Consider the following 24,226-nt stretch of genomic DNA (forward strand, 5'->3'; position numbering starts at 1 on the left):
CGGGTCATTCCACGGTGACGGATTTGGCCAGGTTGCGCGGCTGATCGACATCCGTGCCGCGTGCGATCGCGGTATAATAGGCCAGTTGCTGGGCAGGCACCGCGTAGAGGATCGGGGCCAGCAGGGGATCGACGGCCGGCAGGATCAGCGTGTCCCAGACCCCGTCTCCGGCGATCTCGGCCCCCTCTTGGTCGGTGATCAACAGCACCTTGCCGCCGCGGGCCATGACCTCCTGCATGTTCGAGACGGTCTTGTCGAACAGCGCGTCGCGCGGGGCCATGACGATGACAGGGACGGTCTTGTCGACGAGTGCGATGGGGCCGTGCTTGAGTTCGCCCGACGCATAAGCTTCGGCATGTATATAGCTGATTTCCTTAAGCTTCAGGGCGCCCTCATGGGCAAGCGCATACATTGGACCGCGCCCGAGGAAAAGGATGTCGCGCGCCTCGGCGAGCTTGCGGGCCAGACGTTGCGTTTTCTCTTCTTGGCCCAGGGCGATATTCATGAGCCCAGGCAGACCGCGCAGATTCGAGATGTGCCCGGCCAGCCCGTTGGCGTCGATCCGGCCCTTGTCCTGCGCGGCCTTGAGCGCGAGGGCCGCCAGCACCGTCAACTGGCAGGTGAAGGCCTTGGTCGAGGCGACGCCGATCTCGGCGCCGGCCAGGATCGGCAGGGCGAGGTCACTTTCCCGCGCGATCGAGCTTTCGGCGACATTGACGATCGAGACGATGTGGTCAGCCTTGCCCTGGCAATAGCGCAGCGCGGCCAGGGTATCGGCGGTCTCGCCCGACTGGCTGACGAAAAGCGCCACGGTGCCCGGGCCGATTGGGGGCTCGCGATAGCGGAACTCCGACGCCACGTCGACCTCGACAGGGATGCCGGCCAGTTGCTCGACCCAGTACTTGGCGGTCAGGCAGGCCAGGTAGGCGGTGCCGCAGGCGACCATGATCACCCTCTGGACACCGGTGAAATCGAGGCCCGGGTCGGGCAGGGTGATGGCGTCGTCGTCCAAATAGTAATTCAGCGCCGAGGTCAGGACGGTGGGCTGCTCGGCGATCTCCTTTGCCATGAAATGCCGGTGCCCGCCCTTGTCCACCAGCGCGGCGTCGCGCTGAATCGTCTTGACGGGGCGGTCGGCCAGTTGTCCGGTGCTGTCGCGCACCTCCAGGCTGTTGCGGGTAATGACGGCGATGTCACCTTCTTCGAGGTAGGTGATCCGGTCGGTCATGGGCGCAAGCGCGATGGCATCCGAACCGACGAACATCTCGCCCTCGCCGTGGCCAATGGCCAGCGGGCTTCCCTTGCGCGCGGCCACCAGCAGGTCATCGGCCCCCTCGAAGAGAAAGCACAGCGCATAGGCGCCTTCCAGCCGGGCGATGGTGGCTTCGGCGGCGGCGCGCGGGTCTAGCCCCTCGTCCAGGTGGTGCTGGGTCAGCAGCGCCACTGTCTCGGTGTCGGTCTCGGTCTGGTGGTCGATGCCCAACCCGCCAAGTTCGTGGCGCAGGGTGCGGAAATTCTCGATGATGCCGTTGTGGACCACGGCAACGCGCCCGGCACCATGGGGGTGGGTGTTGGTCAGCGTCGGGGCGCCGTGGGTGGCCCAGCGCGTATGGCCGATCCCGGCCTTGCCGGTGAGCGGGTCATGCACAAGCAGGTCTTGGAGGTTGACCAGCTTGCCCACGGCCCGTCGCCGGTCCAGTGCGCCGTTGTTCACCGTTGCGATGCCGGCGCTGTCATAGCCGCGGTATTCAAGCCGTTGCAGCGCATCCACGAGGATCGGTGCCGCTTCGTGTCTGCCCAGAATACCTACAATTCCACACATTATTCAGTATCCTTATCGCGTTGGGCCTTCGCGAATTTTAACTTTTCGAACATCCTGCGCGCCAGGCCAGGCTTGTTGACCTGCCGGGCGCGGCCCAGCGCCAGCGCCCCTTCGGGCACGTCCTCGGTGACCACGGTTCCGGTGGCGGTCATCGAGTCGTCGCCCAGTGTCACCGGCGCGACCAGCATCGTGTCTGACCCGACAAAGACATTGCGCCCGATGGTCGTGCGGTGCTTGAAGACCCCGTCGTAATTGCAGGTCACGGTGCCCGCGCCGACATTGGTCTTCTCGCCCAGTTCCGCGTCCCCGATGTAGGACAGGTGATTGACCTTGGCGCCGGCGTGGATCTGCGCGTTCTTGATCTCGACGAAGTTGCCGATGCGGGTGTCCTCGGACAGTTCCGCGCCCGGACGCAGCCGCGCGTAGGGGCCGACCACGGCGCCGCGGGCGACGTGGCAACCTTCCAGGTGGCTGAAGGCGCGGATCGTGGCGCCGTTCTCGATTGTCACGCCGGGGCCGAAGACCAGGTTCGGCTCCAGCACCGTGTCCGGTCCGATCACGGTGTCGAACCCCAGGTGAACCGTGTCGGGTGCCAGCATGGTCACGCCTGCCGCGATCAACTCGGTGCGGGCACGGGCCTGGTAGATGGCATTCGCATCGACCAGCGCGGCGCGCGAATCAACACCCAGCGTCTCGGATTCGTCGCAGGTCACGACCGTGGCCGTGAGCCCCCGTGCACGTGCCAGCCCGACGACGTCGGTCAGGTAGTATTCGCCGCTGGCGTTGTCGTTGCCGACTGCTTCGAGCAAGGAAAACAACCCTTTTGCATCGGTTTCGATGACGCCGGAATTGCACAGTGTGATGGCCCTGTCCTGTTCGGATGCGTCCTTGAACTCCACAATGGCCTCAAGGGACTGGCCCGACATCTTCAAGCGACCATAGCGGCCCGGATCCGCCGCGTCGAAGCCGAGGACAACGATGTCATGGGTGGCACGGGCCGCCTGCATGGCGGCCAGCGTTTCGGGACGGATGAAGGGTGTGTCGCCGTAGAGCACGACCACGTCACCGTCGAAATCCGCCAGGGCCGAGCGGCACTGGTCGACCGCGTGGCCGGTGCCCAGTTGCTCGGCCTGCAGCACGACCTCCACTTCCGGGTCCCAGGCCCGGGCCGCGGCCTCGACCGCCGCGGCGCCGTGGCCGGCGACGACGATGGTCCGCACCGGGTCGATGGACGCGCCTGCCCGCATCGCGTGCGCCAGCAGCGGTGCCCCCGCGACCTCGTGCAGGACCTTGGGCCGGTCCGATTTCATCCGCGTGCCCTTGCCCGCGGCAAGAACGACCAGTGCTGTGGCCATGCTGCCCCACCTCTTTGACTTCGGTCCCCTTCTACCGCCCACAGTGGGCTTGGCAAGGCGGGGGGCTTCACATCGCGTGTCGTCAGGTTACAGAAGGCGAAACCTTGCCGGAGACCCGTGATGCGCACCGTGATTTTCGACCTCGACGGCACCCTGGCCGAAACCAGCGGCGACATGGTGGCCGCGGCCAATGTCTGCCTGCGCGATTTCGGGCCGGGCGCGTTGCTGGACCCGGTGACGGATGCGGCCACGGCGATGCGTGGCGGGCGGGCCATGCTGGCGCTTGGATTGGCGCGCGCCGGCATGCGCGACGCGGCAGAGGTGGACCGGCAGTATCCCCTGTTCCTGTCGCACTACGCCGCGGCGCTCGACGTGCACTCGCGGCTTTTTCCCGGCGCACTCCCGGCGATCGAGGCGCTGCGCGGGGCCGGCTACAGGGTCGGGGTCTGCACCAACAAGCCCGAAGCGCTGGCCGACCGGTTGCTGACCAGCCTCGGCGTGCGGGATCTTTTCGCCTCGCTGATCGGTGCCGACACGCTGCCCACGCGCAAGCCCGATGCCGCCCCCTACCTGGCGGCGGTGGACCGGGCTGGCGGTCGATCCGAGAGCTCGGTCCTGGTCGGGGACACGGTGACCGACCGTGACACGGCCCGCGCCGCCGGGGTGCCCGTGATTCTCGTCACCTTCGGCCCGCACGGCGATGCGGTGCGCGGGATGGGGGCGCAGGGTCTGATCGGCGGGTACGATGCGCTGGGCGCCGAGGTCCGGCGGCTGATCGGCTGATCGGCGTTGCGACGCCAGGTGCTCGGATCGTTGCGCTTGGCAGGAATAACTGATCGAGTGATTGGATATCACGAGTGGCCGGTCTACTTCGCCCGAGGATAAAGAGGGAGGTTTCGACACCCATGCAGGAAGAAATGACCCGGCAGGAACGCCAGGCGGCCGAGGCGGCGCGCCAGAAAGAGGTTTTCGAGCGGGCGATGGCGGAACGCGAGCGGGCGAACCGCAAGCGCGAAGCTGCGGGCTACGCCGTCATGGCAGGGGCCTACACGCTGTATCCCGCCAGTCAGGGCAAGGGGGCCATGGGGCGCATGGTCGCCTGGGCACAGGTCGGTTGTGTCGCGTTTGCAGGCTTCGCGCCCAACTACCTTGTGTGGCGCCTCCTGCTGTCGGGCTGATCCGGGCGCACCGGCTCGCGGGCGACCGGTCTTGGCTTTCCGGAGTCTTTGCGATTTGCTACGGTCCCAGAGGTGGTTGCGTGCTTGGGCCGGCCCTTGCGCCACCGTCATGGAGGACGGCAGCGCCGCGCGCCGGCGGGGATGAGCGGGATGGAAGAGGTCTTCGAAGGCAGGTTCACCCAGCAGGAACCGATCCCCGAGGCGGGGATAGCAGCCGCCGTCGAGGTCATGCGCCACGGACGGCTCCACCGCTACAACATCACGCCGGGCGAGGTTCCCGAGGTCGCGGCCCTGGAAGAGGAATTCGCCGCCTCCGTCGGGGCTAGGTACGCGCTGGCCGTGGCCTCGGGGGGCTATGCGCTTGCCACGGCGCTGCGGGCCGTCGGCGTGGGGCCCGGCGACCGGGTCCTGACCAATGCCTTCACGCTGGCGCCGGTGCCCGGCGCCATTGCCGGTATCGGCGCGCAGCCCGTTTTCGTCGGCGTGACCGAAGGCCTTGTGATTGACCTGGACGATCTGGCCGCGAAGGCGGACCGCGCCGATGTGCTCATGCTGTCGCACATGCGCGGGCACATCTGCGACATGGAAAAGCTGGTGGGGCTCTGTGATACGCACGGCCTGACCCTGATCGAGGACTGCGCGCACACCATGGGTGCGCATTGGCGCGGCAGGCCCACGGGGCGCTGGGGCCGCATGGGATGTTTCTCGACCCAGACTTACAAGCACATGAACTCGGGCGAGGGGGGATTGCTGGTTTCGGACGATGCCCAGACCATGGCCCGGGCAATCCTGCTGTCGGGGTCCTACATGCTGTTCGACCGCCACAGGGCGGCGCCGCCGCCCGAGGTCTTTGCGCGGATAAAGTATGACACGCCCAATGTCTCGGGGCGCATGGACAACTTGCGCGCGGCCATCCTGCGGCCGCAACTGGCCGATCTGGACCGGCAGTGTGCCCGCTGGAACGCGCTCCATGCCGCTGTCGATGCGGGCCTTGCCGACACCCCGGGCCTGGCCCGGATCGACCGGCCCGAGGGCGAGGGCTTCGTCGCCTCGTCCTACCAGTTCCTGCTTCTGGACTGGTCCGGGCCCGCCATCGAGGAGGTGCTGGCCCGTTGTGCCCGCCGTGGGGTCGAGCTCAAGTGGTTCGGTGCCGCGGAACCGCAGGGTTTCACCAGCCGCTATGACAGTTGGCATTATGCCCCGTCCGATCCCATGCCCGCAAGCGACAGGGTTCTGCGCGGCATCGTCGACATGCGTCTGCCGCTGACCTTCACCCCAGAGGATTGCGCCCAGATCGCCCGGATCATCCGCGCCGAGGTCGGGGCCGTCTGGCAGGCGGGGGTCGCGGCGCAGTGACAGGCGCAGTGACGGGCACCGAGGCCGAGGCCGCGTTGCGCGCGGCGCTCGCGCGGCTGGGGTATCGGGGGCCCGGGATCGCTGTCCCCGACCAGGTCGAGGATGCCGAAGACTGGCTTTTCGAGACGCTCAGCGGCCTGACCCGGACCATGGTGCAGGAGGCCGAGGCCGCCACGCGGCGCACCACGCCACGCCGTTTCGGAAAGCATCGTCCGACGATCGACGACAATTACAGTCGGCAGACCTGGATCGAGGCGCATGAGCGGTTGATGGGCCATCTGCGCCGGGACTGGGGCGCGCGGCTGCATCACCACTACCGCGAGATGCTGGCACGCTACCCGCTGACGCCGCGGGAACGGGCCAATGCCCGGCGCCTGGACCTGTCGTGTTTCGGGCTGAGGGAAGACGATTGACGGCGGCGGTTGCACCTGCAAAAATTTTACAATTGTTCGATAATACGCGCCCAACGAGCGGGAGCATGGCGTGGTCACCGCATCACTCGAATTCGACTAGGGCAGCCGGGCCGGGGCGCCCGTTGCGCCAGTCAACAGGCCATGGACGGGTTTCATGAATGACAACGTGGTCAGCCCTCTGTTCCGCGAGGCCAAGCTGATGGATTTCTATGCCGGCACCAGCGAGATCCGCCACATGCTGATCGGGAAGAAACGGATGGGAGCGATGGGCTGACCATGGAATCGTTGTTCGATACCGAGCAGACCGGCGGCATCCTGCATGGACGCCTGCCGTGGCTGGTCGACAGCTTGGAATGGGCGGCGGCCATCATCGACATATTCGCCTGCCTGCTGCTGATCATCGGGGCCGTGCGCTTCATCCTGAGCGTGGCGCGGGCCGAGGTCGCCCGGCGCGGGACCGACCGCCTGCGCCGGACCAATGGTGCCCGGGCCGAACTGGGCCATTACATCCTGGCCGGGCTGGAACTGTTCATCGTCACGGATGTTATTCACACCGCGCTCAGTCTCGCGCTGACGGACCTGGTGTTCCTGCTTTTGCTGGTCATCATCCGTGCGGTTATCTCGTATTTCCTGGATCACGAGCTCGAGTTGATAAGACGGGAGCTGGACGAATGAACTGCGGTCGAGGCGGCAGGGCGCCGGGTGGTTCCCGGCTCTTCGCGCTTTTCCTCGGCCTGCTCGCCACCACCGGGGCGTGGGCTGAACCACAGCCCCGGGTGGCGGCGCTCATGCAGTACATGGACGGGGTGCACCCCTGCCTGGCCGTATCGCGCACCCGCGCGGCCGCCGAGGTCTGTATCGGGCAAGGCTCTGCCGCCTGCATGGAGGCCGAGCCGGGCGGCTATTCCACCCAGGGCCTGATGTTCTGCGTCCTGGCCGAGACCGAGGCCTGGGACAGGCTGCTCAACGCCGAATACATGCGTGCGCGCGTTGCCGCGCAGGCCCTGGATGCCGCCGAGTCGGCGCGGTTTCCCGAATTTGCGACCCGGGCCGAGAGCCTGCTAGCGGCGCAACGCGCCTGGATCGCCTTTCGCGATGCCGACTGCGCCCTCGCCCGGGCCGAGGGCGGGGCGGGCACGGTCCGGATGACTTTCGCCTCGTCCTGCCGGTTGCAGATGACCGCCGAACGCACGATCGACCTGAAATTCCTGTTCGCGGAGGGCCCATGAGACAGGCCCATGACACGACACCGGCGCGCGAGACGGCGCGGGCCGCCCAGAGTGGCGGCGAACAGGCCGGCGCGCGCCCGGCCGGACGCGGCAAGTTGCCCCCGCCCGCTCGGCTGGCCAAGGTCCTCGACCCCGGGTCGGAGTTCCTCGAAAGGGGCGTAACGGCGGCCCATGGCATTTATGAGGGCGGCGCGCCATGCGCCGGGGTCATCGCGCGCCTCTGGGATGACGGCGTGATCGACCCGCGCGACAGTCGCAAGGTGCCGGTCCGGTCGCTGCGCGCCGCGCTCGAGGCCCCCATCGAGGACATGCGCTTCTGCGTGTTCCGCATGTAATGGTTCTGCGGCGCACCCGCATGCCGCGCATGCGCGGCTATCGTGGTCCGGGGCGGGGCCGGCGGCCCCTGGGCAAGATCGCGACGGCGGTCTTCGTGATCATCGCCGCGCCGGTGGTGGCCGACTACGTGAACGGCTGGATGAAGGCCGAGGGCGATTGCCGATTGGTGCGCGTCATCGACGGCGACACCATCGCCATGACCTGCGCCGAAGCGTCGCAGACCCGCCTGCGGCTGTCGGGCATCGACACGCCGGAACTGCGCGGCGGCTGCTGGCAGGAACGGCTGTTGGCTGCACGTGCCAGCCTGTTTCTACGCTGGAAGCTCTACCGCGCAGGGCAGGTAGAGGTGATGCTCTCGGGCGAGACCGACCGCTACGACCGCGGGCTGGGCCGGCTTCTACTGGATGGGCGGGCGGCGTCAGGCCACCTTCTCGACGCCGGTCTGGCGCGGCCCTACTTGCGGGGGGACAGGCCATGGTGCGACCAGCTGAAAGGAGTCCCCGCATGACCGAGCAAGAAAAGCCCGACGCCTATTCCGGTGTTCCGTGGGTTCATGTCGACCCGCAGGTTGCGCGCGCCCATCCCAAGGGTCGTCTGACCCCGGCGCTTCACGTCATCTCTGTCTACCTGGTCCTCGTCGGCCTGCTCAAGCTGTGGCTGTTCGCCGGGGCGGGCTATGCGCCGGGGGTGATCCTGCTGGGCGGGCTGCTGCCGGTGCTGGCGGGGGTGGGGCTGTGGCTGCGGTTGCCCTGGGCGGTCGTGGTCGCGCTGGTGATGGCGGGGTTCAACCTCTACGCCTTCGTGCGCAACGTCGGCGCGAACCCGGACGTGTTGCTGCTCTTCGACGGGATCGTCTCGGTCGGGATCATCTTCTACCTTGTCGAGGGGGACCGGCCGAACCTCATCTACCGCCACCGGTACCGGAAATACTCGGTGCTGGACGGGGACAAGGACGGGGACTAGCCCGATTCTGGACACCCTGCTGACCGCCGACCGTGGCGAGATCGCCTGCCGCGTCGTCCGCGCGGCCAAGGCACAGGGGTTGCGCCGCGCGACGGTTGCATTGCCAGAATCATGGTGCAGGCTGGCGCGCAGGTCGCCGCCGGAACCCCGCTGATCGCACAGGAAAAGGACGCGCCATGATCCGCCTGCATCACTGCCACCAGACCCGCTCCATGCGCACGCTCTGGCTGCTGCACGAGCTGGAGGTCGATTTCGACCTGGTGCTCTACCCGTTCGACGAGACGTTGCGCAGCGACGCCTATCGCACCCTCAACCCGCTGGGCCGGGTTCCGGCGTTGGAGATCGAGGGCGAGGTCATGACCGAAACCGGCGCGATCGCCGAGTACCTTTGCGAAACCCATCCCGATGCGGGGCTGGGCCGCCCGCCGGGCGACCTGGACCGCATGGACTGGCTGGTCTGGGTGCATTTCGCCGAGACCGTCACCCAGCACACGGCCGCGCTGACACAGCAGCATGTCGCGCTGTTCGACGACTCCATGCGGTCACCCACGGTGATGAAGCTGGAGGCGCGGCGCCTGGCCAGGTGCTATGACGTGATCGAGGCGCGGCTTTCGACCCCGGTCGAGAACCGGGATTACCTGCTGACCTCCGGGTTCTCGGCCGCCGATATCGGTGTGGGTCAGGCGGTCTACATGGGCCGGCATTTCGTGACGCTCGACGGCTATCCCGAACTGGCCAAGTGGTATGACCGGATCACCGAGCGCGAGGACTTCCACAAGTCCCTGCCGCCCGAGGACGAGGGCAACCGGCTTTACGCGCAGGACTTTTATCCGCCGTGGGGCGGTCCTGGTGGTTGAGCGGGTCGAAACCGGCGAATTTGTCCCCGCGACGGGCTGTAGAACGACCCGCGGCATGCCTCGGTGGCTAGAAAGGCGGCGCTGACGCCCAAAGTGCGCGGTCCGCGGGTCTTCGACGCAGCGGTCGCGGGCCGGGGCGGTTGCTCTTGTGTCCCCGGCGCCGCGGGTGACGTGGTGACCGGGTCGGCGAAGGCCCGGGTGTCGGCGCTTGGCCATGACACGGGGCTGGACCCGTCGCCGCTGGCCGCGTGCCGGAAAAGCGGCGAGGTCAGTCAGGGCATCGCAGCCGTCTTCCACAAGCGCGCACCCTCCTGGGCGGGCGCCTGATCCTGCAGCGGACATCGGGCCATCAGGGCGGTCCGTTCGAGGTAAAGTTTCGCCGGTTTGGCCGGTCATGGCGTTGACCACCCCCGGTCACGGGGATACATGGAGGGGCAATCCAAGCGGGCTGGCGCCCAACGGCACTTGACCCGCACCGCCCGAGACCGCCCAAGACCACCTAAGGGAGCTGCCGCGTGGAAGAGTTTCTCAGGGAATACCTGCCCATCATCGTCTTCCTGGGGCTGGCGATCGGCTTGGGCCTGGTGCTGATCCTCGCCGCCGTCGTCCTGGCGGTGCGCAATCCCGATCCCGAGAAGGTCAGCGCCTACGAGTGCGGTTTCAACGCCTTCGACGACGCGCGCATGAAGTTCGACGTGCGCTTCTACCTGGTGTCGATCCTGTTCATCATCTTCGACCTGGAAGTGGCCTTCCTGTTTCCCTGGGCGGTGGCCTTTGCCGACATCAGCATGGCCGGCTTCTGGTCGATGATGGTGTTCCTGGCCGTGTTGACAGTGGGCTTTGCCTACGAATGGAAGAAAGGGGCGCTGGAATGGGAATGAGCGACGACAAGCCGCTTGTGACGGACGTGCAGGGCGACGGCCAGCAGGAGGCGCGCGTGAAATCCGCCCCGTCGGTCAAGGCGCCCTATGACGCCGATGCCGCCGGGGCCGACACCGGGATCGCCACCCAGGATCTCAACAAGCAGTTGCAGGACAAGGGATTCCTCGTGGCCTCGTCCGAGGACCTTATCAACTGGGCGCGCACCGGCAGCCTCCACTGGATGACCTTCGGCCTTGCCTGCTGCGCGGTCGAGATGATGCATTCCTCGATGCCGCGCTACGACGCCGAACGCTTCGGCGTGGCCCCGCGCGCCTCGCCAAGACAGTCGGACGTCATGATCGTGGCCGGCACGCTGACCAACAAGATGGCCCCGGCGCTGCGCAAGGTCTACGACCAGATGCCGGAGCCGCGCTACGTCATCTCGATGGGGTCCTGTGCCAATGGTGGCGGCTACTATCACTACAGTTATTCCGTTGTGCGCGGCTGCGATCGCGTGGTGCCCGTCGACATTTACGTGCCCGGTTGCCCGCCCACGGCCGAGGCGCTGCTTTACGGCATCCTCCAGCTGGCCCGCAAAATCCGCCGCACCGGCACAATCACCCGCTAAAGGCGCCCCTCATGACCGAAGCCCTCAAGGATCTTGGCACCCACATCGAGCTCAAGCGAAGCGACTGCGTGCTTGGTTGGGGGATCGCCCGCGACGAGCTGACCGTCGAGATCGCCCCGGCGAACATCGCGGGCTTCGTCGAGTTCCTCAAGACCGACGCGACCTGCAAGTTCTCGACGCTGGTGGACATAACCGCGGTGGACCATCCCGGGCGCGTCAAGCGGTTCGACCTCGTCTATCACTTCCTGTCGATGTACCAGAACCAGCGCATCCGCCTGCGGATGGGCATTCACGAGGATGACGTGGTCGCCTCGATCACCGAGGTGCACCCCTCGGCCAACTGGTTCGAGCGCGAAGTCTTCGACATGTTCGGCATCCTGTTTTCGGGCCACCCGGACCTGCGCCGCATCCTGACCGACTACGGCTTTCGCGGGCATCCCCTGCGCAAGGATTTCCCGACCACCGGTTATACCGAGGTCCGCTATGACGAGGTCGAAAAGCGGGTCGTCTACGAACCCGTCAACCTGGTGCAGGAATACCGCCAGTTCGATTTCATGTCGCCCTGGGAAGGGGCGGATTACATCCTGCCCGGTGATGAAAAGGGCGAGGAGGCTTAGAAATGATGGGAAGTTACGGCATGGGTGGCGGCGGCTTTCTCATGATGCTCGTCATCGGGGCATTGATCGTGGTGCCGTTCTGGCGGCTCCTGCCCCGGTTCGGAATTCCTAACTGGGTCGCGATCCTCGCGATATTTCCCTTGGTGGCGCTGATCCTGCTCTGGATCATGGCCTTCAAGGACCAGATCGACGAAAGGCGCGCGTGATGGACGGCACCAAATTCGATGACGCCCAGACGGGCGAACAGAAAATCCGCAACTTCAACATCAACTTCGGCCCCCAGCACCCGGCGGCGCACGGTGTGCTGCGCATGGTGCTGGAGCTTGACGGCGAGATCGTCGAACGGGTGGACCCCCACATCGGCCTGCTGCACCGCGGCACCGAGAAGCTGATGGAAAGCCGGACCTACCTGCAGAACCTGCCTTACTTCGACAGGCTGGACTACGTCGGCACGATGAACCAGGAACACGCGTGGTGCCTGGCCATCGAGAAACTGTCGGGAGTCGAGATCCCGCGCCGCGCGTCCCTCATCCGTGTGCTCTACTGCGAGATCGGCCGCATCCTGAACCACTTGCTGAACGTGACCACACAGGCGATGGACGTGGGGGCGCTGACCCCGCCGCTGTGGGGCTTCGAGGCACGCGAGGATCTTATGATCTTCTACGAAAGGGCCTGCGGCGCGCGTCTGCACGCGGCCTATTTCCGCCCCGGCGGTGTTCACCAGGACCTTCCACCCAAGCTGATCGACGATATCGACGCCTGGGCCGAGAAGTTTCCCAAGGTGGTCGACGACATCAGCGAGCTGCTGACCGAAAACCGGATCTTCAAGCAGCGCAATGTCGATATCGGCGTCGTCACCGAACAGGACATCCAGGACTGGGCCTATTCCGGCGTCATGGCCCGCGGATCGGGCCTGGCCTGGGACCTGCGCCGCGCCCAGCCCTATGAATGCTATGACGAATTCGACTTCCAGATCCCGGTGGGCAAGAACGGCGACTGCTACGACCGTTACCTCTGCCGCATGGAAGAGATGCGCCAGTCGGCCCATATCATGCGCCAGGCCTGTGCCAAGCTGCGTGAGCCGGAAAACCAGGGCGACGTTCTGACCCGTGGCAAGCTGACCCCGCCGACGCGGTCGGACATGAAGACCTCGATGGAGGCGCTGATCCATCACTTCAAGCTCTACACCGAGGGGTTCCGCGTTCCCGAGGGCGAGGTCTATGCCTGTGTGGAGGCGCCCAAGGGGGAATTCGGCGTCTACCTGGTGTCGGATGGCACCAACAAACCCTATCGTGCCAAGATCCGCGCACCGGGTTATCTGCACCTTCAATCCATGGACCACCTCGGATCGGGCTACCAGCTGGCCGACGTCTCGGCCATTCTCGGCTCGCTCGACATCGTCTTCGGCGAGGTTGACAGATGATCCGCGCCGCCGCCTTGCTGGCCCTCGTGACCGCTGCGCCCGCGCTTGCGCAGCAGCAGGCCGATCCCGAGGACGTGGCGTCCATGGCGCAGGCCATCGAAGAGGCCGGCTGTGTCGTCACCGTTGAAAATGGTGACACGATCATGGCGGCCTCGGGCCTGCCGCCCGAAAAGGTGAACGCGGTCATTGCCGAGCTCTACGCCTCCGGCGCGCTGGCCCTGCGTGAAGACGGGTCCGCCGAACTGACGAACGAGACCTGCCCGTAACGGGCGGTCAAGACACGGAAAGACATTAAGACCATGCTCCGCCGTCCGCACCACGACCAGCCCGACAGCTTCGACTTCACGCCCGCCAACCGGGCCTGGGCCGAGGCTCAGATCACCAAGTACCCCGAGGGCCGCCAGGCCAGCGCGATCATCCCGCTGCTGTGGCGCGCCCAGGAGCAGGAAGGCTGGCTGTCGCGCCCGGCCATCGAATACGTGGCCGACATGCTGGGACTGGCCCATATCCGGGCGCTGGAAGTGGCCTCTTTCTACTTCATGTTCCAGTTGAAGCCGGTTGGCAGCCTGGCCCATATCCAGGTCTGCGGCACCACGTCGTGCATGATTTGCGGGGCCGAGGATCTGGTCCGCGTCTGCCGCGAAAAGATCGCCGACAAGCCCCATGTCCTGTCTGGGGACGGCCGCTTTTCGTGGGAGGAGGTCGAGTGCCTCGGCGCCTGTTCCAATGCGCCGATGGCCCAGATCGGCAAGGACTACTACGAGGACCTGACCGCCGAGCGCCTGTCCGAGATCCTGGACGAGCTTGCCGCCGGCAAGGTGCCGACCCCGGGGCCACAGACGGGCCGCTTTTCGTCCGAGCCGCTGAAGGGCCTGACATCGCTCAAGGAGTTCGAATCGGGACACTACGCGCACAACGCCAGCGTCGACCTGGCCTTGGCGCAGGACGACACCATCAAGCGTATTGACGGTACCGAGACGGCGCTGATCACGCCTTGGCTGGACAAGGGTGGCGCGGACCGCCCCGGCACCGCGGCCCGGCCCGAGATAACCAATGGCTCCGCCGACCGCACGGGTGTCACCAAGCAGGAGGCCAAGGCCGCCACCCCGGCCAAGCCGCCGTCCAAGTCGGTGCCCGCCGGGCAACAGGCCGATGCGGTGGCCGAGGCCGAGCCCGAGACCCTGGACGGACCGCGCGCGGGCGCCACCGCCGACGATCTCAAGAAGATCAGCGGCGTGGGCCCCAAGCTGGAGGCCACGCTCAACGATCTTGGCTTCTGGCATTTCGACCAGATCGCCGCTTGGGGACCCGCGGAAATTGCCTGGGTCGACTCCAGGCTGAGGTTCAAGGGCCGGATCACGCGCGACGACTGGGTCGCCCAGGCCCGTGAACTGGCGGACCAATAAGGCGCCCGTCCGGCCGCGCGTGGCCGGAATGCCAGCATCGTCGTAGCGTCGGGGGCAAGACCCTTATCAAAACGGGTCGTGCTGCCTAGTCTGTCGTCATGGTCGGAGAGACTCGCCGACCCATGCGCGCTGCCCGGTTGGCGGGCAGTCACGACAGGGAAAGGTATTGAACAATGACCGACAGACCAAACGGATCGACCTTCACGATCGCCATCGCGATTCTGTGTGGGCTCGTGGCCTTCGCGATCGCCCGCTTCGGCATCGCCTTCGGCGGCTTTTTCGCCCTGGTGATCGGCGTGATCGTGGGCGTCATCGTCTGGTGGCTGCTCGCCCGCGCGGGCGCGGAGGGCGGCGCGGCGATGTCGCAGGGGGGATCGCCCCCGGCCTCGGCCTCGCAGACGGGCACGTCGCCCACTGACCCTGAGCCAAGCGCCGCAGCGGCGTCGCCCGCGGCTGCCGCGGTGGCCCCGTCCGAGTCTGCACCCGAACCCGCCCCCGAGGCGGAGCCGGTGCCCGACCCCGAGCCGATGCCGAAGCCGAGTGCCGAAGCCGTCAAGGCCGCGGGAAATGAGATGGATAAAGGCACCGAGCCTGACAGCAGCGCCGGGTCGGGCCAGGCGGCCAAGCCCGAAATGATGAGCGCGCCGAACGAGGGGGGCGCCGACGACCTCAAGCAGATCAAGGGGGTTGGCCCCAAGCTGGAACAGCTGCTCAATTCCATGGGGGTCTATCACTTCGACCAGATCGCGGGCTGGACCGCGGACGAAGTGTCCTGGGTGGATGACAACCTGCAGGGGTTCAAGGGCCGGGTCAGCCGTGATGATTGGGTCGCCCAGGCACAGGTGCTGGCCCAGGGTGGGGCGACCGAATTCTCGGACAAGGTGAAAAAGGGCGACGTCTATTGAAAGATGGATGCTGCGGTGCAACAATCGCGGGGCCCGGCGTGACGTGGGCCTCTCATTGAGCACCGATCGGGGAGGATCGGCGCGGACCATGGAATTGGGCCCGCCCCGCGGGTTCAGAAAGGATGTTTGCGATGTTCTCCTCTGAAAGTCTTGCAACGTTGCCGGGCGCCATGCTGCGCCTTGGCGTGCAGTCCACCGCCCCGGCGGCGGCGCTTCTGGCCAGCCAGACAAGCATGCTGAAATGGGCGTTCGCGCCCACGGTCGTCGCGTTGCGCCCGGCGCCGGTGCGCGCGCCGTCGGCGAAAACCGTGCCCGAGGCCAGGGCCGTTGCCGCGAAGGCAAAGGCCCCGAGGGGCGATGAACGGGCAGCCGCGTCAAAGCCCGCGGCAAAGGCACAAGCCGCCAGGTCCGCTGCCGAGAAGACCGAGGTGCCAAAACCGGCCGCCAAGACCGCGCGGGCGGCGCCGTCCGCAGACACGCAAGCGGCGACGCCTGCGCCGGCCAAGCCCGCCGCAAAAGCGCCCGCATCGGCCCGCAAGGCCGCCGCGAAACCGGCCGCCCCCGAGGCCCGGGCCAAGCGCACCAAACAGGCGGACAGCCAGTCGCCCGCTCCGGCGCGACCTGGGGCGAAGTCCGGTGCGAGGAAGGCTGCACCCAGGAAGGCGGAGGCCCCGGCGGCAAAGGACAGCGCCGCGCGTCAGAAGGTGGAAACCACCGCCTACAAGCCTAGGTCCCGTGCCAAGGGCGGGTCGGTGACGCTGTCGGCCATGCCCGCGCCGGACAACAAGACAGAGAATCAGTAGGACCGCCTTGGCCGCTCCCGATCGCGACCCCGACCACGACAATGACCGCGCGGAAATCGCCGCCACGGGGCGGCTGATCGCGCTGGTAATGGTGGCTTCTGCGCTGCTGTCGGTCTTCGCCCCGGCGATCACGGATACACTGGGCCTCGCCCCGCGCTTTGCCGTTCTTCTGACGCTCTTTGCGCTGGCGGGGTTCATTTGGTGTCTGGCTGTCACCTACAAACTCTGGCAGAAGACCAGGCAGAAATGACGGTGCCCCGCGCCGGGGCAGGATAGGGAACCCGACGATGCTCGCAGACGAAGACCGCATTTTCACCAACCTCTACGGGATGCACGACCGCACGCTCAGGGGTGCGCGGGCGCGCGGCCACTGGGACGGGACCGCCGGGATTCTCGAAAAGGGGCGGGACTGGATCATCGACAATATGAAGTCCAGCGGTCTGCGCGGGCGCGGCGGCGCCGGGTTCCCGACCGGCCTCAAGTGGTCGTTCATGCCCAAGGAAAGCGACGGGCGCCCGTCCTACCTGGTGGTCAATGCCGACGAGTCCGAACCGGGCACCTGCAAGGACCGCGAGATCATGCGCCATGATCCGCACACCCTGATCGAGGGGTGTTTGATCGCCAGTTTCGCGATGAACGCGCATGCCTGCTACATCTACATCCGCGGCGAATACATCCGCGAGCGCGAGGCGCTGCAAGCGGCCATCGACGAGGCCTACGAGGCTGGCCTGCTGGGGCGCAATGCCGCCGGATCGGACTGGGATTTCGACCTCTACCTGCATCACGGGGCCGGGGCCTATATCTGTGGCGAGGAAACCGCGCTGCTCGAAAGCCTTGAGGGCAAGAAGGGCATGCCCCGGATGAAGCCGCCGTTCCCGGCCATGGCAGGTGTCTACGGCTGCCCGACCACGGTCAACAACGTCGAGTCCATCGCCGTCGTGCCGACCATCCTGCGCCGCGGGCCGGAGTGGTTCGCGGGCATGGGCCGGCAGAACAACGCGGGCACCAAGATCTTTGCCATCTCGGGCCACGTGAACAATCCCTGCGTCGTCGAGGAGGAGATGTCGATCCCCTTCGAGGAGCTGATCGAGAAGCATTGCGGCGGCATCCGCGGCGGCTGGGACAACCTCAAGGCGGTGATCCCGGGCGGTTCCTCTGTGCCCTGTGTGCGCGGCGAAAACATGCGCGACGCGATCATGGATTTCGACTACCTGCGCGGTGAGCTCGGCTCGGGCATGGGCACGGCGGCGGTGATCGTGATGGACAAGTCCACCGACATCATCAAGGCGATCTGGCGTCTCGCGGCCTTCTACAAGCACGAAAGCTGTGGCCAGTGCACGCCTTGCCGCGAGGGAACCGGCTGGATGATGCGGGTAATGGAACGCCTCGTGAAGGGCGATGCGAGCGTCGAGGAGATCGACATGCTCTGGGACGTGACCAAGCAGGTCGAGGGGCATACCATCTGCGCGCTTGGCGACGCGGCGGCCTGGCCGATTCAGGGCCTGATCCGTAATTTCCGCGATGAAATCGAGGATCGGGTCAAGGGCCGTGCCATCGCGGCAGAGTAGGGCCGTGCAAGGCTCGCAATCGTGCAAAGGCGGCCCTTGGCCGCCTTTTGCGTTTTGTGGCACAGTACGGTGCAGTGGATAGGGACGGGGAGGTCGCCATGCACCTTGCGGAAATGAACATTGGCCGCCTTGTGGCCCCCACGGACGCGCCGCAGGTGCGCGAGTTCATGGACAATCTCGACAGGGTGAACACCATGGGCAAGCGGATGCCGGGTTTCGTCTGGATGATGGAAGGCTCGGGCGAGCCGGGCACCGGCAATACCGAGAACAATATCGGCGACGACCCGCAATTCGTCGCCAACCTCACGGTCTGGGAAGACGTGGAAAGCCTGGAACGCTTCGTCTGGGGCACCATACACAAGCAGTTCTACGATCGCCGCAATCAGTGGTTCGAGGTGCTGGGTGAGCAGCATTTCGTCATGTGGTGGATCGAGGAGGGCCACCGCCCTTCGTTGTCAGAAGGGCTGGCCCGACTTGAGACCCTCAAGGCGAACGGCCCCGGCGAACATGCCTTTGGCTGGGCCGATCTGGCGCAGGCGCATCTCTGGAAGTCGCACGGCTGCGCCTGAATCCGCCGAGACCGGTGCCCCAAGCCGTGATGCTATTGAATATCAAGGGCACAACGGCGACCTCTGGCAGGCAATCTTGGAAAGGTGCGTCGCGATGTTCGCTGCTTTTACCCGTCGTTCGGGTGCCGTTCCGGCGCTGTGCCTGGTGCTTGCGGCCACGCCGCTGGCCGCCCGGCCACCGCTGGGCGAAGTGTCCGCGGTGACAGAGGGGTTGATCGCCACGGGCATCGCCTACGAGATCAGCGAGGTTTGCGAGGATCTGGCCCCGCGGCGGCTTCGGGGGGTCGGGTTCCTGCTGTCGCTGCGCCAGCACGCGCTTGAACTGGGCTACAGCCGTGACGAGGTCGACGCCTTTATCAACAATGATGCCGAGGCCGACCGGCTGGAATCCCTCGCCCGCGCCCGGCTGGCCGAGATGGGTGCTGTCGAGGGCCAACCCGAGACATATTGCCGGGTCGGCCTTCAGGAAATGGCCGCCGACAGCCAGATCGGGCGGCTGCTGCGCTAGGGCAGATTTCCGATAAAAAGGATCAGAAAACGCCACGAACACCTTGGATTTTTCCGTGGATTTTTGGCCGGTTCCCGCTGGCATACTATGTAGTGCCGCGTTAGAACGCACCGCAACCGCCCCGGTCCGGTGACGGCCGGTCGGGACGCAAAGGCGATAGGGAAATGCCCATGTCCGATCTGCGCAAGGTCATCATCGACGATCACGAAATCGAGGTTCCGGGGGCTATGACCCTCATCCAGGCCTGCGAAGAGGCCGGTATCGAGATCCCGCGCTTCTGCTACCACGAACGCCTGTCCATCGCGGGCAATTGCCGGATGTGCCTGGTCGAGGTCGTGGGCGGCCCGCCCAAACCCGCCGCCTCCTGCGCAATGCAGGTCAAGGACCTGCGCCCCGGGCCCGAAGGCCAGCCTCCCGTGGTCAAGACCAACTCGCCCATGGTCAAGAAGGCCCGCGAAGGCGTGATGGAATTCCTGCTCATCAATCACCCGCTGGACTGCCCGATCTGTGACCAGGGCGGCGAGTGTGATCTGCAAGACCAGGCAATGGCTTACGGCGTGGACTTCAGCCGTTACCGCGAGCCCAAGCGGGCCGTGGACGACCTCGACCTGGGTCCGCTGGTCGAGACGCACATGACACGTTGCATCTCCTGCACGCGCTGCGTGCGCTTCACCACCGAGGTCGCGGGCATCAACCAGATGGGCCAGACGGGCCGTGGCGAAGACGCAGAGATCACCGCCTATCTGGGTGAGACGCTTGATAGCAACTTGCAGGGCAACATCATCGACCTGTGCCCGGTGGGCGCGCTGGTATCGAAACCCTATGCCTTCACCGCCCGGCCGTGGGAACTGACGAAGACCGAATCCATAGACGTGATGGATGCGCTGGGCAGCAATATCCGCGTCGATACCAAGGGCCGCGAGGTCATGCGCTTTTTGCCGCGCAATCATGACGGCGTGAACGAGGAGTGGATTTCCGACAAGACCCGTTTCGTCTGGGACGGGCTGCGACGCCAGCGGCTGGATCGCCCCTATGTGCGTGAAAACGGCAAGCTGCGCGCGGCCACCTGGCCCGAGGCGCTGGCGGTTGCCGCCGACAAGATCAAGACGGCCTCGACACTGGCGGGTCTGGTCGGCGACCTGGCCCCGGCCGAGGCCGCGTTTGGTCTCAAGCAGTTGATCCAGGGGCAAGGCGGTGTCGTGGAATGCCGGACCGATGGCGCCAAGCTGCCCGCGGGCAACCGCTCGGGCTATGTCGGCACCGCGGCGATCGAGGACATTGACGACGCGAAGTTCATCCAGTTGATCGGGACGAACCCGAGCGACGAGATGCCTGTGCTCAACGCCCGTATCCGAAAGGCCTGGCTCAACGGGGCCGAGGTCGGCCTGGTCGGCGAAGCCGCGGACCTGACCTACGATTATGCGCACGTGGGCACGGGCCGCGCTGCGCTGGAAAGCCTGCTGGACAGGGATCATGGTGCGGTGAAAGAGGCGCCGAGTCTCGTGATCGTCGGCCAGGGCGCTCTGCGCGAGGCCGATGGCGCGGCCGTGCTGGCCGCCGCCATGAAGCTGGCAGAGGACACTGACTCCGGGTTGCTGGTCCTGCATACCGCCGCCGGGCGCGTCGGCGCGATGGACGTCGGTGCCGTCGCCGATGGTGGAATGGCCGATATCGAGGGGGCCGACGTGGTCTACAACCTCGGGTCGGACGAGGTGGATATCGCCCAGGGGGCCTTCGTGATCTACCAAGGCAGCCATGGCGACCGCGGCGCCCACCGCGCCGACGTGATCCTGCCCGGGGCCGCCTACACCGAGGAACAGGGCCTCTTCGTGAACACCGAGGGGCGCCCCCAACTTGCCCTGCGCGCCGGGTTCGCCCCGGGCGAGGCCAAGGAAAACTGGGCGATCCTGCGGGCGCTCTCGGCCGAGGTTGGCGCGACACAGCCCTGGGATTCGCTGCCTCAGTTGCGGCAGGCGCTCGTGGCCGACGTGCCGCACCTGCAAGAGGTCGACGAAGTGCCGGATAACGCCTGGACGCCGCTCGAACCCGGCGCCCTGGGCGAGGCCGATTTCCGCAACGCGATCAAGGATTTCTACCTGACGAATCCGATCGCGCGGGCCAGCGAGCTTATGGCGCAGCTCTCGCACGAGGCCAAGGCACGGGCGGACGCCCCCATGGCGGCGGAGTAGGGGCATGAAGCGCGCGGGGCTCATAGCGGCGATGGCGGCGCTGGCCGGCTGCGAGGGGACGGCCCAAACCGGCACCCTCGGGTATGCTGGCGTCGAGACACGCCTGCTGGACGGTGACCTGGTGAATTTCCATGTGCGCGTCGAGAACCCCGAGAGCGGCGAACAGGTCGCCAAATACGCCGAATGCGCCGCGGCGCAATACGCATTGATCCGCGGATACGGCTTTGCCCGCCATGTCCGCACGCAGATCGAACAGGACGGCAGGCTCTGGACGGGGGATGCGGTCTATACCATTTCCCCGTCGCTGCCCGACGGGCTGAGAACGATTGACGCCGAGGTTGCCGTCGCCGACTGCGCGCGAAACGGCATCCCGACGGTCTGAGGGGACATCCATGGTCGAGTTCTTCACTACCACAAACCTGGGGATCGTGCTGTTGGTGCTGGGCCAGTGCCTGCTGGTGCTTGTGCCACTGCTGACGGCGCTGGCTTTCCTGCTGCTGGCCGACCGCAAGATCTGGGCCGCGGTCATGATGCGCCGGGGGCCCAACGTGGTGGGCGCCTTCGGCCTGCTTCAGAGCTTTGCCGACTTCCTCAAGTACATCTTCAAGGAGGTTGTGATCCCGGCCGGGGCGGACAAGTTCGTCTTCCTCATGGCGCCGATGATGACCTTCGTGCTGGCCGTGATCGCCTGGGCGGTTATCCCCTTCAACGACCGCTGGGTCCTGGCCGACATCAATGTTGCCATCCTTTACGTCTTTGCCGTTTCCACGCTCGAGGTCTACGGCGTGATCATGGGCGGCTGGGCCTCGAACTCGAAGTATCCCTTCCTCGGTTCGCTGCGCTCGGCGGCGCAGATGATCTCTTACGAGGTCTCGATCGGCCTGATCATCGTCGGGGTGATCCTGTCCACCGGCTCGCTCAACTTCGGCGATATCGTGGCCGCGCAGGACGGGGCCTGGGGCATCTTCAACTGGTACTGGCTGCCGCATTTCCCGATGGTCTTCCTGTTTTTCATCTCGGCGCTGGCCGAGACCAACCGCCCGCCCTTCGACCTTCCGGAGGCCGAATCGGAGCTTGTTGCGGGCTACCAGACGGAATACTCCTCGACGCCCTTCCTGCTGTTCATGATCGGCGAGCTGATGTCGGTGGTGCTGATGTGTGCGCTGGTCTCGCTGCTGTTCTTCGGCGGCTGGCTGTCGCCCATCCCGGGGCTGCCCGACGGGATTTTCTGGCTGCTGCTCAAAATGGCCTTCTTCTTCTTCATCTTCGCCATGGTGAAGGCGATCACGCCGCGCTACCGCTACGACCAGCTGATGCGGCTGGGCTGGAAGGTCTTCCTGCCGTTCAGCCTGGGCTGGGTGGTGCTGGTGGCCTTCCTGGCCAAGTTCGAAATCCTGGGGTCCTTCTGGGCCCGCTACGCGATGGGGGGCTGACATGACGACGATGGACTACACGCGCGCCGCGAAATACTTCCTGCTGACGGATTTTCTCAAGGGGTTCCGGCTGGGGCTGCGCTATTTCTTCGCGCCCAAGGCGACGATCAATTACCCGCATGAAAAGGGGCCACTGTCGCCGCGCTTTCGCGGTGAACACGCGTTGCGCCGCTACCCCAACGGCGAGGAACGCTGTATCGCCTGCAAGCTGTGCGAGGCGATCTGCCCGGCCCAGGCCATCACCATCGACGCCGAGCCGCGCGAGGACGGCAGCCGCCGGACCACGCGCTACGACATCGACATGACCAAGTGCATCTACTGCGGTTTCTGCGAAGAAGCCTGCCCGGTGGATGCCATCGTCGAGGGACCGAATTTCGAGTTCTCGACCGAAACCCGCGAGGAACTTTACTACGACAAGGAAAAACTGCTGGCCAACGGCGACCGCTGGGAAGCCGAGATTGCCCGCAATCTCGAACTGGACGCCCCCTACAGATGAGTACCGACACCCCCTTCGACGCCATGATGAAGGCGGGGCAGGATTGGGCCAGGGCGCTCAATCCCGCGCTGGAATCCTTCACGCCCAAGGGTTTCGAGGACATGTTCCCCACCATGCCGCGCGACCTGATGGAGGCGACGATGGGCAAGGGGGTGAACCCCGAGGGTCTGGACTCGAAAACGCGCCTTCTGCTGACGCTGCAGGGGCTGACCATCATGGGCGCGCAGGCCGAGGCGCAGATCAGGCTGACCGTGCGCCACGCGATCGAGGCGGGCGCCACGCAACAGGAAGTGGCCGAGACCATCGCCCTGGCGGGCATGTTCGGCGGCATTCCGGCAATGACCAAGGCGATGGAGATCGCCTCGGACGTGATGGAAAAGGACGGTGACACATGACACCCATGGTTATGGCATTCTATGCCTTTGCGACCACGACGCTGGTGGGCGGGCTGATGACCGTCATCAGCCGCAACCCCGTGCATTCGGTCCTTTGGCTGATCCTCGCCTTCCTGTCCTCGGCAGGGCTTTTCGTGCTGCTGGGGGCAGAGTTCATCGCGATGCTTCTGATGATCGTCTACGTCGGCGCGGTCGCGGTGCTGTTCCTCTTCGTGGTCATGATGCTGGACATCGATTTCTCCGAACTCAAGGCCCAGATGGCGAAATACATGCCGCTGGCGCTGGTCATCGGGGTGATCCTGCTGATGCAGCTTGCCATCGCCTTTGGCGCCTGGGGCTTCGACGAGGGGGCGACGGGCCGCCTGGCGGCGCCGGTCGAGGGGGGTGTCCAGAACACCGCCGGGCTGGGGCTGCTGCTCTACGATACCTACTTCATCCTGTTCCAGCTGGCCGGTCTGATCCTGCTGGTCGCCATGATCGGGGCCATCGTCCTGACCCTGCGCCATCGCAGCCACGTCAAGCGCCAGGACATCCTGGCCCAGATGTATCGCGATCCGGCCAAGGCAATGGAACTGAAAGACGTCAAACCGGGGCAGGGGCTGTAACCATGATCGGACTCGAACACTATCTTTCGGTCGCCGCGGCGCTTTTCGTGATCGGCATCTTCGGGCTGTTCCTGAACCGCAAGAACGTAATCATCCTGCTGATGAGCATCGAACTGATGCTGCTGGCGGTGAACATCAACTTCGTGGCCTTCTCCAGCTTCCTTCAGGACATGGTCGGGCAGGTCTTCACCCTGTTCGTGCTGACCGTCGCTGCCGCCGAGGCCGCGATCGGGCTGGCCATCCTGGTCTGCTTCTTCCGCAACCGGGGCACCATCGACGTCGAAGACGTCAACGTGATGAAAGGCTAAGGC

33 protein-coding genes and 1 pseudogene are annotated in these 24,226 nt (G+C 66.0%); 32 read left to right on the forward strand and 2 right to left on the reverse strand.

Translation table 11 applies throughout. The features are described from left to right. Positions 1-4: 4 nt before the first annotated feature. Entirely contained in the window at positions 5-1,822 is a 1,818-nt protein-coding gene (glmS, locus tag VJ897_RS03340; RefSeq protein ID WP_324053244.1) for a glutamine--fructose-6-phosphate transaminase (isomerizing), read from the reverse strand. Further along, positions 1,822-3,177 (reverse strand): bifunctional UDP-N-acetylglucosamine diphosphorylase/glucosamine-1-phosphate N-acetyltransferase GlmU, encoded by a 1,356-nt coding sequence (glmU, locus tag VJ897_RS03345; RefSeq protein ID WP_324053246.1) that lies wholly within the window; start codon positions 3,175-3,177, stop codon positions 1,822-1,824. Before glmU ends, glmS begins: the two co-directional genes overlap by 1 nt. Before the next feature lie 120 nt (positions 3,178-3,297). On the opposite strand from glmU, the gene VJ897_RS03350 reads away from it, so the two are divergent. The 32 genes and pseudogenes from VJ897_RS03350 to nuoK all read left to right on the forward strand — a co-directional run bounded on the left by VJ897_RS03350 (position 3,298) and on the right by nuoK (position 24,223). Continuing rightward, entirely contained in the window at positions 3,298-3,960 is a 663-nt protein-coding gene (locus VJ897_RS03350; protein WP_324053248.1) for an HAD-IA family hydrolase, read from the forward strand. Between the two features lie 134 nt (positions 3,961-4,094). Continuing rightward, entirely contained in the window at positions 4,095-4,355 is a 261-nt protein-coding gene (locus VJ897_RS03355) for a hypothetical protein (RefSeq protein WP_324053249.1), read from the forward strand. 150 nt (positions 4,356-4,505) lie between these two features. Then, a complete protein-coding gene (locus VJ897_RS03360) occupies positions 4,506-5,711 on the forward strand; it encodes a DegT/DnrJ/EryC1/StrS family aminotransferase (protein WP_324053320.1) in 1,206 nt (401 codons plus the stop codon). A gap of 8 nt (positions 5,712-5,719) precedes the next feature. Next, the gene (locus VJ897_RS03365; protein ID WP_324053250.1) at positions 5,720-6,124 is read left to right on the forward strand and encodes a hypothetical protein; all 405 of its coding nucleotides are present in this window, start codon (positions 5,720-5,722) and stop codon (positions 6,122-6,124) included. A 148-nt stretch (positions 6,125-6,272) separates the two neighbouring features. Next, a pseudogene (locus VJ897_RS03370) lies at positions 6,273-6,398 on the forward strand (acyl-CoA dehydrogenase family protein); the annotation flags it as partial. A 2-nt stretch (positions 6,399-6,400) separates the two neighbouring features. Further along, a complete protein-coding gene (locus VJ897_RS03375; RefSeq protein ID WP_324053252.1) occupies positions 6,401-6,799 on the forward strand; it encodes a DUF1622 domain-containing protein in 399 nt (132 codons plus the stop codon). Then, the gene (locus tag VJ897_RS03380; protein WP_324053254.1) at positions 6,796-7,353 is read left to right on the forward strand and encodes a lysozyme inhibitor LprI family protein; all 558 of its coding nucleotides are present in this window, start codon (positions 6,796-6,798) and stop codon (positions 7,351-7,353) included. The genes VJ897_RS03375 and VJ897_RS03380 overlap by 4 nt, the downstream gene beginning before the upstream one ends. After that, positions 7,350-7,688 carry a hypothetical protein gene (locus tag VJ897_RS03385; protein WP_324053323.1) on the forward strand — a complete coding sequence of 113 codons (339 nt, stop codon included), beginning with the start codon at positions 7,350-7,352 and terminating at the stop codon, positions 7,686-7,688. The genes VJ897_RS03380 and VJ897_RS03385 overlap by 4 nt, the downstream gene beginning before the upstream one ends. 29 nt (positions 7,689-7,717) lie before the next feature. After that, positions 7,718-8,197, forward strand: a complete 480-nt coding sequence (locus tag VJ897_RS03390; RefSeq protein ID WP_324053256.1) for a thermonuclease family protein — start codon at positions 7,718-7,720, stop codon at positions 8,195-8,197. Next, the gene (locus tag VJ897_RS03395) at positions 8,194-8,652 is read left to right on the forward strand and encodes a hypothetical protein (protein ID WP_324053258.1); all 459 of its coding nucleotides are present in this window, start codon (positions 8,194-8,196) and stop codon (positions 8,650-8,652) included. The genes VJ897_RS03390 and VJ897_RS03395 overlap by 4 nt, the downstream gene beginning before the upstream one ends. 176 nt (positions 8,653-8,828) lie before the next feature. After that, the gene (locus VJ897_RS03400) at positions 8,829-9,509 is read left to right on the forward strand and encodes a glutathione S-transferase family protein (protein ID WP_324053260.1); all 681 of its coding nucleotides are present in this window, start codon (positions 8,829-8,831) and stop codon (positions 9,507-9,509) included. A gap of 63 nt (positions 9,510-9,572) precedes the next feature. Next, positions 9,573-9,836: a hypothetical protein gene (locus VJ897_RS03405; protein ID WP_324053261.1), complete on the forward strand. Its 264-nt coding sequence runs from the start codon at positions 9,573-9,575 to the stop codon at positions 9,834-9,836. A gap of 188 nt (positions 9,837-10,024) precedes the next feature. Further along, positions 10,025-10,390: an NADH-quinone oxidoreductase subunit A gene (locus VJ897_RS03410; protein ID WP_324053262.1), complete on the forward strand. Its 366-nt coding sequence runs from the start codon at positions 10,025-10,027 to the stop codon at positions 10,388-10,390. Beyond that, entirely contained in the window at positions 10,381-10,998 is a 618-nt protein-coding gene (locus VJ897_RS03415; protein WP_324053263.1) for a NuoB/complex I 20 kDa subunit family protein, read from the forward strand. Before VJ897_RS03410 ends, VJ897_RS03415 begins: the two co-directional genes overlap by 10 nt. Before the next feature lie 11 nt (positions 10,999-11,009). Then, complete coding sequence (locus tag VJ897_RS03420) at positions 11,010-11,615, forward strand: NADH-quinone oxidoreductase subunit C (RefSeq protein ID WP_324053265.1); 606 nt, start codon at positions 11,010-11,012, stop codon at positions 11,613-11,615. A 2-nt stretch (positions 11,616-11,617) separates the two neighbouring features. Continuing rightward, the gene (locus VJ897_RS03425; protein WP_324053267.1) at positions 11,618-11,821 is read left to right on the forward strand and encodes a hypothetical protein; all 204 of its coding nucleotides are present in this window, start codon (positions 11,618-11,620) and stop codon (positions 11,819-11,821) included. Beyond that, positions 11,821-13,038: an NADH-quinone oxidoreductase subunit D gene (locus VJ897_RS03430; RefSeq protein WP_324053269.1), complete on the forward strand. Its 1,218-nt coding sequence runs from the start codon at positions 11,821-11,823 to the stop codon at positions 13,036-13,038. Before VJ897_RS03425 ends, VJ897_RS03430 begins: the two co-directional genes overlap by 1 nt. Further along, on the forward strand, positions 13,035-13,304 hold the full coding sequence (locus VJ897_RS03435; RefSeq protein ID WP_324053270.1) for a hypothetical protein: 270 nt from the start codon (positions 13,035-13,037) through the stop codon (positions 13,302-13,304). Before VJ897_RS03430 ends, VJ897_RS03435 begins: the two co-directional genes overlap by 4 nt. Before the next feature lie 33 nt (positions 13,305-13,337). Then, on the forward strand, positions 13,338-14,444 hold the full coding sequence (locus VJ897_RS03440; RefSeq protein WP_324053273.1) for an NADH-quinone oxidoreductase subunit E: 1,107 nt from the start codon (positions 13,338-13,340) through the stop codon (positions 14,442-14,444). A 173-nt stretch (positions 14,445-14,617) separates the two neighbouring features. Then, positions 14,618-15,349, forward strand: coding sequence for a helix-hairpin-helix domain-containing protein (locus tag VJ897_RS03445; RefSeq protein ID WP_324053274.1), 732 nt, complete (start codon positions 14,618-14,620; stop codon positions 15,347-15,349). Between the two features lie 131 nt (positions 15,350-15,480). Continuing rightward, entirely contained in the window at positions 15,481-16,152 is a 672-nt protein-coding gene (locus VJ897_RS03450; RefSeq protein ID WP_324053276.1) for a hypothetical protein, read from the forward strand. A 7-nt stretch (positions 16,153-16,159) separates the two neighbouring features. Beyond that, on the forward strand, positions 16,160-16,402 hold the full coding sequence (locus VJ897_RS03455; protein ID WP_324053278.1) for a DUF5337 family protein: 243 nt from the start codon (positions 16,160-16,162) through the stop codon (positions 16,400-16,402). A 37-nt stretch (positions 16,403-16,439) separates the two neighbouring features. After that, entirely contained in the window at positions 16,440-17,720 is a 1,281-nt protein-coding gene (gene nuoF, locus VJ897_RS03460) for an NADH-quinone oxidoreductase subunit NuoF (protein ID WP_324053280.1), read from the forward strand. Positions 17,721-17,818: 98 nt separating this feature from the next. After that, positions 17,819-18,289 (forward strand): DUF3291 domain-containing protein, encoded by a 471-nt coding sequence (locus VJ897_RS03465; protein WP_324053282.1) that lies wholly within the window; start codon positions 17,819-17,821, stop codon positions 18,287-18,289. 94 nt (positions 18,290-18,383) lie between these two features. Further along, the gene (locus tag VJ897_RS03470) at positions 18,384-18,797 is read left to right on the forward strand and encodes a DUF5333 domain-containing protein (protein ID WP_324053283.1); all 414 of its coding nucleotides are present in this window, start codon (positions 18,384-18,386) and stop codon (positions 18,795-18,797) included. 170 nt (positions 18,798-18,967) lie between these two features. Further along, positions 18,968-20,986 (forward strand): NADH-quinone oxidoreductase subunit NuoG, encoded by a 2,019-nt coding sequence (nuoG, locus tag VJ897_RS03475; RefSeq protein WP_324053286.1) that lies wholly within the window; start codon positions 18,968-18,970, stop codon positions 20,984-20,986. A gap of 4 nt (positions 20,987-20,990) precedes the next feature. Next, positions 20,991-21,368: a YNQ4 family lipoprotein gene (locus VJ897_RS03480; protein ID WP_324053287.1), complete on the forward strand. Its 378-nt coding sequence runs from the start codon at positions 20,991-20,993 to the stop codon at positions 21,366-21,368. A 10-nt stretch (positions 21,369-21,378) separates the two neighbouring features. Next, entirely contained in the window at positions 21,379-22,419 is a 1,041-nt protein-coding gene (gene nuoH / locus VJ897_RS03485) for an NADH-quinone oxidoreductase subunit NuoH (RefSeq protein ID WP_324053289.1), read from the forward strand. A 1-nt stretch (position 22,420) separates the two neighbouring features. Then, complete coding sequence (gene nuoI / locus VJ897_RS03490; protein WP_324053291.1) at positions 22,421-22,915, forward strand: NADH-quinone oxidoreductase subunit NuoI; 495 nt, start codon at positions 22,421-22,423, stop codon at positions 22,913-22,915. Continuing rightward, positions 22,912-23,310, forward strand: coding sequence for a carboxymuconolactone decarboxylase family protein (locus VJ897_RS03495; protein WP_324053293.1), 399 nt, complete (start codon positions 22,912-22,914; stop codon positions 23,308-23,310). The genes nuoI and VJ897_RS03495 overlap by 4 nt, the downstream gene beginning before the upstream one ends. Beyond that, on the forward strand, positions 23,307-23,915 hold the full coding sequence (locus VJ897_RS03500) for an NADH-quinone oxidoreductase subunit J (protein ID WP_324053295.1): 609 nt from the start codon (positions 23,307-23,309) through the stop codon (positions 23,913-23,915). The genes VJ897_RS03495 and VJ897_RS03500 overlap by 4 nt, the downstream gene beginning before the upstream one ends. Positions 23,916-23,917: 2 nt before the next feature. Continuing rightward, positions 23,918-24,223: an NADH-quinone oxidoreductase subunit NuoK gene (gene nuoK / locus VJ897_RS03505; RefSeq protein ID WP_084863455.1), complete on the forward strand. Its 306-nt coding sequence runs from the start codon at positions 23,918-23,920 to the stop codon at positions 24,221-24,223. The last annotated feature ends 3 nt before the right edge of the window (positions 24,224-24,226 follow it).

The sequence above is a fragment of the Salibaculum sp. genome, from assembly GCF_035270045.1.
GTDB lineage: Bacteria > Pseudomonadota > Alphaproteobacteria > Rhodobacterales > Rhodobacteraceae > Salibaculum.

Bases quoted from the DNA above. Each gene is read 5' to 3' on its own strand.
- glmS (WP_324053244.1), bottom strand. From the start codon at position 1,822: ATGTGTGGAATTGTAGGTATTCTGGGCAGACACGAAGCGGCACCGATC.
- glmU (WP_324053246.1), bottom strand. From the start codon at position 3,177: ATGGCCACAGCACTGGTCGTTCTTGCCGCGGGCAAGGGCACGCGGATG.
- VJ897_RS03350 (WP_324053248.1), top strand. From the start codon at position 3,298: ATGCGCACCGTGATTTTCGACCTCGACGGCACCCTGGCCGAAACCAGC.
- VJ897_RS03355 (WP_324053249.1), top strand. From the start codon at position 4,095: ATGACCCGGCAGGAACGCCAGGCGGCCGAGGCGGCGCGCCAGAAAGAG.
- VJ897_RS03360 (WP_324053320.1), top strand. From the start codon at position 4,506: ATGGAAGAGGTCTTCGAAGGCAGGTTCACCCAGCAGGAACCGATCCCC.
- VJ897_RS03375 (WP_324053252.1), top strand. From the start codon at position 6,401: ATGGAATCGTTGTTCGATACCGAGCAGACCGGCGGCATCCTGCATGGA.
- VJ897_RS03380 (WP_324053254.1), top strand. From the start codon at position 6,796: ATGAACTGCGGTCGAGGCGGCAGGGCGCCGGGTGGTTCCCGGCTCTTC.
- VJ897_RS03385 (WP_324053323.1), top strand. From the start codon at position 7,350: ATGAGACAGGCCCATGACACGACACCGGCGCGCGAGACGGCGCGGGCC.
- VJ897_RS03390 (WP_324053256.1), top strand. From the start codon at position 7,718: ATGCGCGGCTATCGTGGTCCGGGGCGGGGCCGGCGGCCCCTGGGCAAG.
- VJ897_RS03395 (WP_324053258.1), top strand. From the start codon at position 8,194: ATGACCGAGCAAGAAAAGCCCGACGCCTATTCCGGTGTTCCGTGGGTT.
- VJ897_RS03400 (WP_324053260.1), top strand. From the start codon at position 8,829: ATGATCCGCCTGCATCACTGCCACCAGACCCGCTCCATGCGCACGCTC.
- VJ897_RS03415 (WP_324053263.1), top strand. From the start codon at position 10,381: ATGGGAATGAGCGACGACAAGCCGCTTGTGACGGACGTGCAGGGCGAC.
- VJ897_RS03420 (WP_324053265.1), top strand. From the start codon at position 11,010: ATGACCGAAGCCCTCAAGGATCTTGGCACCCACATCGAGCTCAAGCGA.
- VJ897_RS03425 (WP_324053267.1), top strand. From the start codon at position 11,618: ATGATGGGAAGTTACGGCATGGGTGGCGGCGGCTTTCTCATGATGCTC.
- VJ897_RS03430 (WP_324053269.1), top strand. From the start codon at position 11,821: ATGGACGGCACCAAATTCGATGACGCCCAGACGGGCGAACAGAAAATC.
- VJ897_RS03435 (WP_324053270.1), top strand. From the start codon at position 13,035: ATGATCCGCGCCGCCGCCTTGCTGGCCCTCGTGACCGCTGCGCCCGCG.
- VJ897_RS03440 (WP_324053273.1), top strand. From the start codon at position 13,338: ATGCTCCGCCGTCCGCACCACGACCAGCCCGACAGCTTCGACTTCACG.
- VJ897_RS03445 (WP_324053274.1), top strand. From the start codon at position 14,618: ATGACCGACAGACCAAACGGATCGACCTTCACGATCGCCATCGCGATT.
- VJ897_RS03450 (WP_324053276.1), top strand. From the start codon at position 15,481: ATGTTCTCCTCTGAAAGTCTTGCAACGTTGCCGGGCGCCATGCTGCGC.
- nuoF (WP_324053280.1), top strand. From the start codon at position 16,440: ATGCTCGCAGACGAAGACCGCATTTTCACCAACCTCTACGGGATGCAC.
- VJ897_RS03465 (WP_324053282.1), top strand. From the start codon at position 17,819: ATGCACCTTGCGGAAATGAACATTGGCCGCCTTGTGGCCCCCACGGAC.
- VJ897_RS03470 (WP_324053283.1), top strand. From the start codon at position 18,384: ATGTTCGCTGCTTTTACCCGTCGTTCGGGTGCCGTTCCGGCGCTGTGC.
- nuoG (WP_324053286.1), top strand. From the start codon at position 18,968: ATGTCCGATCTGCGCAAGGTCATCATCGACGATCACGAAATCGAGGTT.
- VJ897_RS03480 (WP_324053287.1), top strand. From the start codon at position 20,991: ATGAAGCGCGCGGGGCTCATAGCGGCGATGGCGGCGCTGGCCGGCTGC.
- nuoH (WP_324053289.1), top strand. From the start codon at position 21,379: ATGGTCGAGTTCTTCACTACCACAAACCTGGGGATCGTGCTGTTGGTG.
- nuoI (WP_324053291.1), top strand. From the start codon at position 22,421: ATGACGACGATGGACTACACGCGCGCCGCGAAATACTTCCTGCTGACG.
- VJ897_RS03495 (WP_324053293.1), top strand. From the start codon at position 22,912: ATGAGTACCGACACCCCCTTCGACGCCATGATGAAGGCGGGGCAGGAT.
- VJ897_RS03500 (WP_324053295.1), top strand. From the start codon at position 23,307: ATGACACCCATGGTTATGGCATTCTATGCCTTTGCGACCACGACGCTG.
- nuoK (WP_084863455.1), top strand. From the start codon at position 23,918: ATGATCGGACTCGAACACTATCTTTCGGTCGCCGCGGCGCTTTTCGTG.